4 protein-coding genes and 5 pseudogenes are annotated in these 7684 nt (G+C 61.0%); 4 read left to right on the top strand and 5 right to left on the bottom strand.

The window, feature by feature from the left end:
- Nucleotides 1–562: pseudogene (locus tag ACX3P1_RS27415) on the bottom strand (transposase); the annotation flags it as partial.
- 207 nt (nucleotides 563–769) lie between these two features.
- Here ACX3P1_RS27415 and ACX3P1_RS27410 point away from each other — a divergent pair.
- Both ACX3P1_RS27410 and ACX3P1_RS27405 read left to right on the top strand, forming a co-directional pair.
- Nucleotides 770–1441 carry a peroxiredoxin-like family protein gene (locus ACX3P1_RS27410; RefSeq protein ID WP_459082861.1) on the top strand — a complete coding sequence of 224 codons (672 nt, stop codon included), beginning with the start codon at nucleotides 770–772 and terminating at the stop codon, nucleotides 1439–1441.
- A gap of 61 nt (nucleotides 1442–1502) precedes the next feature.
- Nucleotides 1503–2807 carry an MFS transporter gene (locus ACX3P1_RS27405; RefSeq protein WP_459082859.1) on the top strand — a complete coding sequence of 435 codons (1305 nt, stop codon included), beginning with the start codon at nucleotides 1503–1505 and terminating at the stop codon, nucleotides 2805–2807.
- Between the two features lie 136 nt (nucleotides 2808–2943).
- On the opposite strand, the pseudogene ACX3P1_RS27400 reads toward ACX3P1_RS27405, so the two are convergent.
- From ACX3P1_RS27400 to ACX3P1_RS27390, 3 pseudogenes are all read right to left on the bottom strand, one after another.
- A pseudogene (locus tag ACX3P1_RS27400) lies at nucleotides 2944–3042 on the bottom strand (universal stress protein); the annotation flags it as partial.
- A gap of 41 nt (nucleotides 3043–3083) precedes the next feature.
- A pseudogene (locus tag ACX3P1_RS27395) lies at nucleotides 3084–3619 on the bottom strand (IS5 family transposase); the annotation flags it as partial.
- Nucleotides 3550–3843 (bottom strand): annotated as a pseudogene (locus tag ACX3P1_RS27390) (IS701 family transposase); the annotation flags it as partial. The pseudogenes ACX3P1_RS27395 and ACX3P1_RS27390, both read right to left, overlap by 70 nt.
- A 671-nt stretch (nucleotides 3844–4514) precedes the next feature.
- Between ACX3P1_RS27390 and ACX3P1_RS27385 the strand changes: the two are divergent.
- Together ACX3P1_RS27385 and ACX3P1_RS27380 are read left to right on the top strand one after the other, a co-directional pair.
- Nucleotides 4515–5420 (top strand): LysR family transcriptional regulator, encoded by a 906-nt coding sequence (locus tag ACX3P1_RS27385; protein WP_459082863.1) that lies wholly within the window; start codon nucleotides 4515–4517, stop codon nucleotides 5418–5420.
- The gene (locus ACX3P1_RS27380) at nucleotides 5420–6127 is read left to right on the top strand and encodes a peroxiredoxin-like family protein (RefSeq protein WP_459082857.1); all 708 of its coding nucleotides are present in this window, start codon (nucleotides 5420–5422) and stop codon (nucleotides 6125–6127) included. The genes ACX3P1_RS27385 and ACX3P1_RS27380 overlap by 1 nt, the downstream gene beginning before the upstream one ends.
- Nucleotides 6128–6298: 171 nt before the next feature.
- Here the strand turns inward: ACX3P1_RS27380 and ACX3P1_RS27375 are convergent.
- Nucleotides 6299–7568: pseudogene (locus ACX3P1_RS27375) on the bottom strand (IS256 family transposase).
- Between the last annotated feature and the right edge of the window lie 116 nt (nucleotides 7569–7684).

The raw sequence follows: 7684 nt of genomic DNA, 5'->3' as shown, positions 1-7684 counted from the left end.
TTGCGGCCGCCGCGACGACGGACCTGCAGCCGTTCCTCGGCATAAATCCGGCGCAGCTTCTTGTGGTTGAGCATGATTCCCTCCCGATCCAGCAGCACATGTAGCCGGCGGTAACCGAACCGGCGGCGCACAGCCGCCAGTTCCCGCAGCCGCTCCCGAACGGCATGATCATCCGGTCGCGTGCTCACATAGCGCACCGACGTTCGATCAACCCCGATCACGGAACACGCCCGACGCTGGCTGACCTCAAAGCTCTCGCAGAGGTAAGCCACGGCATCTCGCCTGACGGCGGGCGTTACCATTTTTTTGTGCTGAGCTCCTTGAGCATGGCGTTGTCCAGCATCGCCTCGGCCAACAGCTTCTTGAGCCGGGCGTTCTCGTCCTCGAGTACCTTGAGCCGACGGGCCTCGCTGACGTCCATGCCGCCGAACTTGGCCTTGTATTTGTAAAACGTCGCGCTGCTGACACCGTGCTTGCGGCATACATCGGCAGTGGGCATTCCGGCCTCCTGCTCCTTGATCATGCCGATAATCTGTTCCTCGCTAAACCGAGAAGCCTTCATCGTCCGTCTCCTTCAATGGACGGACTCTACTCATTCTTGGAGGGAATCTAAGGGCTCACGTCAGCGGATGCCAAGGGACTCTCGTTCCGTCAAACCCCGCCGACCATGCTGTCCATGAACGCATTGGAATAGAAACGATAACCGCCGGATATTTCCCAGTAAACCGCCTTCGACGTAGCGTATCCCATGAGACGCCGGGAGTTTCAGATGAGCGCCGAGTTGATGTCTGACCATTTGGTAAAAACCTTCGATCAGGTGCGTAACGAAATTTTGGCTGGGCTCAGTGACGCCGACCGGGAATCGTACGTTCGTCTTGTTGATTGGCTTCGTAAGACAGATGTCGTGTCGCACGCATTGCAGGTGGGCGATAATGCGCCGGACTTTCTTCTTCCCGATGAGGAGGGACGGCTCCATTCGTCCAAACAGCTCCGCGAGGCCCGGCCGCTGGTGGTCAGCTTCTACCGTGGTGGGTGGTGCCCATTCTGTAGCGCAGAGCTTCGCGCGCTTCAGGCGATCAAGGGGAAACTTGATGACCTGCAGGCCAAGGTTGTTGCCCTTTCTCCCGATACACGTGATCTGCCAAGGCGGCTAAAGCAGCAGTTGAATCTCGACCTGACAATGCTCGCGGACGTCGACCATGGCGTCGCTGCATCATACGGGATCGTGTATCGCGTCCCCGACGAAACCAAGGCGCGTTATGCGGGGCTCGGCCATGACCTCGGGCACCGTCATGGAACGTCAGAATGGATGCTGCCAATTCCGGCGACTTACGTAATCGATCAGGATGGTGTGGTCCGAGGCGCCTTTATCGAGCCCGATTTCACGATCCGACAGGAACCATCCGACATCCTCTCCAGAGTTCGCCAACTTTCCACCTAGACCATGTCGTGCAACTGCTCGGCAAGAAACCTTGCTGGGACGAAGCCCCAAGTCAGGCAGCATGACATTTTTGGCTCGTCGAGGCATTGTCGAACGGAACGGCATCCTCAACGCCGCCGAATTGGAAAGAATCAAAGGGGTTGCCATGAGGGCAATATTTTTTCCGATCTCAGCCCTGCTCCTTTCCGTTGCAATTCTTATTACGGGGAACGGGCTACAGTGGACGTTGATACCGGTCAGAGCCAACATCGAGAATTTTAGCCCGGTCGCAATCGGGTTGCTTGGTTCATCTTACTATTTGGGGTTCGCACTGGGCTGCGTCGGCGGCGGGCGCCTGGTCCAGCGAGCCGGCCATGTCCGCGCTTTCAGCGCGTTTGCGTCAATTGCCTCGGTGGTCACGCTGCTCCATTCCCTGACAATCGAACCCGTGATCTGGTGGTGCCTGCGCCTAATAACCGGCTTCTGTTTTGCGGGCCTTTATCTCATCATAGAGAGCTGGCTCAACGAGCGTGCGAGCAACAAGAACCGCGGCCTGATCATGGGGATTTACACCATGATCACCTTGTTGGTGAACGTTGTCGGCCAGATGTTGTTCACGCTCGGCGATCCGAAAAACTTTGCCCTGTTTGCAGCGGTGTCAATCCTGATCTCGCTCGCAGTGGTTCCGGTTGCACTTACCGGGTCCACTCCGCCAGCCCCGCTCGGTCAGGCTAAATTACGGCCTATTGGGCTCTATCGGTGTTCACCAGTCGGAGTAGTCGGCGTCTTTTTCGCCGGCGTTGCTACGGGGGCGTTCTGGTCGCTTGGACCGACATATGTCATCGCGCTTGGTGCGGACACGTCGGGGATCGCCATTTTCATGTCGATCGCCGTCCTGGGTGGTGCATTGGTACAGTGGCCGGTCGGTCGGTTCTCCGACACCCTGGACCGGCGCCTGGTTGTGATTACGGCCAGCCTCGTAGGAGCTGTGGCGGCCCTGATATTATCCATGCTCCACCTTGAGGAGAGGCTATTTCGATCGATCCTGGCCGCCATCTTCGGTGCATCGGCGCTGCCGCTCTATGCCATTTGCGTTGCGCACGCCTTCGATCATACCGCCGCCGAAAACACTGTGGAAACATCCTCGGGCTTGCTTCTGGCAAACGGCCTTGGCGCGATTGCCGGCCCCCTGGCGGCCGCTTTTCTCATGAGGGCCCAAGGCCCGGGGGGGCTGTTCGTCGCAACAGCGGGCGCTCATCTAATGCTGGTGTTCTTCGTCGCCTGGCGCATGACGGTCAGAACCGCTGTCCCGATAGAACAGCGAAACGACTTCTGCCTGGCGACGACTGCACCAACAATGGTCGCACTGACGCCCGAGTCATCCTGACGAGCGCGGGGTCCCCACTACTACAGCTGAGGTTCCTTAACCGCTTTTATCTGATGCCAGCCGATTGGGTCTGGCTGCAAAATGCCTTGGATTGGAACTCAATTGCCTGGCAAAGTGTGGATCAAGCCACCAGTAATTAACGCGGTTGGCTCGGCACCACCAACACGTCGCAAGGCACTTCAGCCAGGATGCGTGAGACCACGCTGCCAACAAGCACATGCGGCAAGCCCGTTCGTCCATGGGTGCCGCGATCACGAGATAGGTATCATGCACGTTGCGGTTGGCTTTGGACTGGATGCAGGCGGCGATGCCGCGATCGGCAAGGCAGCGCGGAACCAGTCGGCATCGTAGCCTTTGTCAGCGAGCAGGGCTGTGGCTTTCGGGAAAGCGTCAATTATCAGCGCCGCGCCTTTGTAGTCGCTCATCTGCCCATCGCTGAGCAACATGGATCAGCGGTCGACCACGGCCATCGCATACAGCATGCAGCTTGGAGTTCAGGCCGCCCTTGGTTCGCCCGATACGTCGGGGAACAGCCCCTTTTTGAGCAGGCTGGCGGCCGTTCGATGCGCCTTCAAATGGGTGGCGTCGATCATCAGTTGATCGGGTTTGCCGCCTTTTGCCGCCAATCCGGCGAATATCCGGTTGAATACGCCGAGGCGGCTCCAGCGGATGAAGCGGTTGTAGATCATCTTGTGGGGACCGTATTCCTTGGGCGCGTCGCGCCACCGCAGCCCGTTCCTGATCACGAAGATGATGCCACTGACGATCCGCCGGACATCGACCCTCGGCACACCGTGTGACCGAGGGTCGATGTCCGGCGCGTCGTTTTTGGGGGCGCGGCGTTGGCATGATGGCGGATGGTGGCCATCATGGCGAAGGCGAGCATGACGAGTGAGACATGGCGATGCCAGCCATGCCAGGAACGGGTCTCATTGTGGTCGAGGCCGAGTTCGTTTTTTGCGGTCTCGAAGCTGTCCTCGATCGCCCAGCGATGCCCCTCCACATTCACAAGCTTTTCGATGGGCGTCCCGGCTGGGGCCGACACAATCGGACCCCGTTCAACATCATCACGCTGAGGGACAGCCACCTTCCTGGCTATGCGAGGAGCGCCGGCCCATTACGGCATCTAGATCAACTCCGCGCAATGACTACGATTGTCCCGGACACCAACCCCAGTAAAGCGGTCTACGACATGCGTAGCATTTTCGAAGGCGTGATCTATTTTTTCGCGGCTCGACATGTCGGATTACCCGAATCGGGTCAAATCCGGCGCGATGACATAGAATTCGCCCGCGAGTCGCGGGAGGAGGTCACGAAGCATGTGGCTCGCGCTCGGAATCCGTGGAGCAACAGCAGAGGCGATCCATCGGCGCTGCCAGCCCACGGTAGAAGACCTGCAGCCCGTCGAGATCGGCACGGCGGTATTGCGGTCATAGTCGATCCCCTTATTCGCATCGAGATAAGGTAACTTGCCAGAGGTTTCGCCCCAGGGCTACGCTCGCACTATTCGAGACGTCCACAGGTATAGGCTTGGTGTGGCGCGATTGTCTTTCTTTCGCTGGCCGTTCGGGTATGTTACAAGCATGTTACTGGTCACAGCGCTATCGACGCATTTCGAGATGCTCAAGTTGGCGGCGGATGGCACCGTGGCCGCCGGTACGTTCCCTGATCCGACCATGAGTGGTTAGTGAGGATCGTGCTTTGGAGATGCATCAAATTCGATATTTCTTGGCGGTCAGCGAAACTCTGAATTTGACCAAGGCGGCGAAGCGGTGCAACGTCACCCAACCGTCCCTGTCCCGCGCGATCAAGGGCCTCGAAACCGAGCTCGGTGGCGAATTGTTGCGGCGCGAGCGCGGGCTGTCGCATCTAACGGAGCTCGGCCAGCGCATGCTCCCGATGTTGCGCCGGTGCTACGAATCAGCCCTTACCGCCAAAATGGTGGCTACATCGATCAGGGAGGGCGAGGCCGTGCCCTTATCGGTGGCAATCTCGCGGACGGTTGCACTCTGGCCCTTTACAACAGTGCTGCGGGAGCTGTCGCATGCCTTCCCGGGCCTCCAACTGCAGTTGCGTCGTGGCACGGGCGCCGAGATCACCGAATTCCTGAAATTGGGCACGGCGGAGTTGGCAATCGCTGCTCCGCTTGATGAGCCCTGGTCTCGCCTCGAGGCCTTCCCGCTTTTCGAGGAACCATTCAATCTCGTCGTCAATCGGACCCACAAGCTCGCGGGCAGAGACAGAGTCGAGTTCAGGGAACTTGCCTCTGAGACCCTCCTGATCAACACCGAATGTGAGATGGGCGAAGAGCTCAAGACCCGCCTGGAAGCGAACGGCGTCGTCGACGCGACCACGCACCAAGTGACGACGCAAGAGGATCTTTTGGCCTTGCTCGACGCAAACCTTGGCGTCGCGATCATCTCAAATACAACGTCGGGCACGGCTGGCTTCCGACGAATACCGCTGATGCGCCTGGAGCTCGCGCGCACGGTGTCGGCGTACACGGTCGCGGGTCGACGCCGCGCGGTCGCCTGTGCCACTCTGCTCAATCTGCTGCGCGCCGCCGACTGGAGCTTCGACGTACAGCCGGCGCAGCATGGGAGAGCTCATTGATGGCCGAACGCCCCATCAGCGAAATCCTCGAAGACGCTTTCATCCGATGCCGCGATCTGCAGGCGCCGCTGGCCGATCGGCTCCAGGCCTTCGCGGATGAGGTGCGGCGGCTGGGCGCGCATTTCGCCGACGCGGTCGATGCCCTGGTCAACCGCCTCGTCCAAGCCGGCGCCGGCGCGACAGCGCCCCAGGTAGGCGAGCCGATGCCGACATTCTTGCTACCCGACGAGCAGGGGCGCCTGGTCCGCCTGAACGATCTGCTCGGCGAGGGGCCGGTGGCGATCGCATTCAATCGCGGGCAATGGTGTCCGTATTGTCGCATCAACGTGGACGCGCTGGCCCGTGCCGAGGAACAGGTCGCCACCGAACACCGCCACATCGCCGCGATCGTGCCCGATCGCTCAAAGTTCGCTATGTGGCTCAAGTCCGACGCCAATGCGCCGTTTCCGGTTCTCACCGACATGGACAACGGCTATGCGATGTCTCTCGGCCTGGCGTTTTCCGTCGACGACGAGATGAAGCACATGATGGTCAGCTCCGGATGGGATCCGTCGGTGTCTCAGGGCACCGATGATTGGACGCTGCCGATCCCGGCCACCTTCATCGTCGGCACCGATGGGATCGTCCATGCACGCTTCGTCGACCCGGACTACCGCACGCGCATGGCGATCGAGGACATGCTTGCGGCGCTGCGCTCTGCGAGGTAGTCCCCGCCGCGATTCCACGGTCCGCACCGTCGTTCCACGCATACGTGTCTGATCATCCCGGTCGCAACCGCTGGCGGAAGGATAGCGCCGCTGTGATCCAGACCGCCTGCGGGAACCGGAGATGTCCCGAAGTTTGTTGAACTTGGACGGGCGGTGTTGCCGGGTTGAAGGTTACGCGGCCCTCGATGCGAGGGCAACGGAGTTGGCGTTGTTTTGCTCCTGATGGGCGATGAGGGCAGCCCGCAGAAGCGGGAGTTGCTTGTGAGCCTTGAGTTTGCGGAAGCCCTTGGCCGCCTCGAGCATGCCGGCGGCCCCCCAGCGCAGGACCATCTTGCCGTTTCGCCACCGCTTCACGTTGCGCGTGACGCGCCGGATCGTGCCCATCATGTTCTCGGCGATGTTGGTGCATGCCAGCGAGCGGCGCAACTCCATCGGCAGCTTCAGCCGGACGACGGTGAGGATTTCGTCGAGCCCTTCGAGGAGGCTGGCGGCGACACCCGGCCGGTCCTGCTCGAGCCGGCGCGCCAGGTTGCGGATCAGTTTCTCGGCCTTCTCCGCGTCGTCGAGCTCCCAGGCCTGGCGCAGCACCCGGCGCGTCGAAGCGTGAAGCTCTTTCGGCAGGCGATCGGTGATGTTGCGGGCCTTGTGGATTTGGCATCTCTGGATCGCGACGTTGCGTCCGAAGCTTGCCCGGATCGCCTTCGACAGCGCCTTCGCTCCATCGACGATGAACAGCCGCGCGACGCCCGGGTCGAGACCGCGCTCGACAAGATTGTCCAGAAGCGCCTGCACGGTCGCGGTGTTCTCGGTGGCGCCCTCGACAACCGCGAGCGGATGCTTTGAACCGTCGATGCCGGTCGCGGCGACCAGCACCAGATCGTCGCTTACATGCAGCCCGTCGATCTGAACGACGAGCAGGTCGAGCTTCGACAGATCGGCATTCATGAAGGTGGCCAGATTTTCCGACGACAAAGCCGCGAACCGGCGCGACGCCGCCGATTTCGACACGCCGCTGCCAGACCCAGCCGGAACGTCGCCTTCCGGCAGCCGCACGGCTCGCCCGAACCGCCGCGTCGAGACGTTGATCAGCATCAGGTTCATCGCCCAGCGCCCGAGCCAGTCCTGCGCTATCGCCCGCTCCCAACTCGGGATAGGAACCTCCCGGCCATCGACGCCGCGAACGCGCGGGCGTTCCACCGCGATCTTGCCGCCGTGGAACCCGATCCGCCCTCGCGTCTTGCCCCAGCGATGCGCCTCCCGCCTTTCATCCCGGCCGTGGCGCGGGCCGCAGGTCGCCTCCACGTCCGCCTCCATCATCGCCGCCCAGCGCCTCCATTCCGGCCGCAAGGCAAAGCCGCTCAAAGCTCTGCTGAACGTCCGCGAACGCTTCCTCCACCGCTCCGGTGGCAGCCGGCCTCGGCAATGTGCTATTTCTCTTCATGGCGTTGCTCTCCAAAGTGGATTCGACACCCCGACTCTTAGTGTCGGTCCAAAAAGAAGTTGAACGATATGAATCGCTTGTGATTCCATGCAGTCGATTTGATTCGACGAGGGCGT

It is taken from the genome of Mesorhizobium sp. A623, assembly GCF_054489405.1.
Note: the sequence above shows the minus strand (reverse complement) of the source record. Positions and strands in the feature narration are given on the sequence as shown.

What these genes read in the sequence shown, in the direction of transcription:
- ACX3P1_RS27385 (WP_459082863.1), top strand. Translation starts at nt 4,515, where the DNA reads ATGCATCAAATTCGATATTTCTTGGCGGTCAGCGAAACTCTGAATTTG.
- ACX3P1_RS27410 (WP_459082861.1), top strand. Translation starts at nt 770, where the DNA reads ATGAGCGCCGAGTTGATGTCTGACCATTTGGTAAAAACCTTCGATCAG.
- ACX3P1_RS27405 (WP_459082859.1), top strand. Translation starts at nt 1,503, where the DNA reads ATGACATTTTTGGCTCGTCGAGGCATTGTCGAACGGAACGGCATCCTC.
- ACX3P1_RS27380 (WP_459082857.1), top strand. Translation starts at nt 5,420, where the DNA reads ATGGCCGAACGCCCCATCAGCGAAATCCTCGAAGACGCTTTCATCCGA.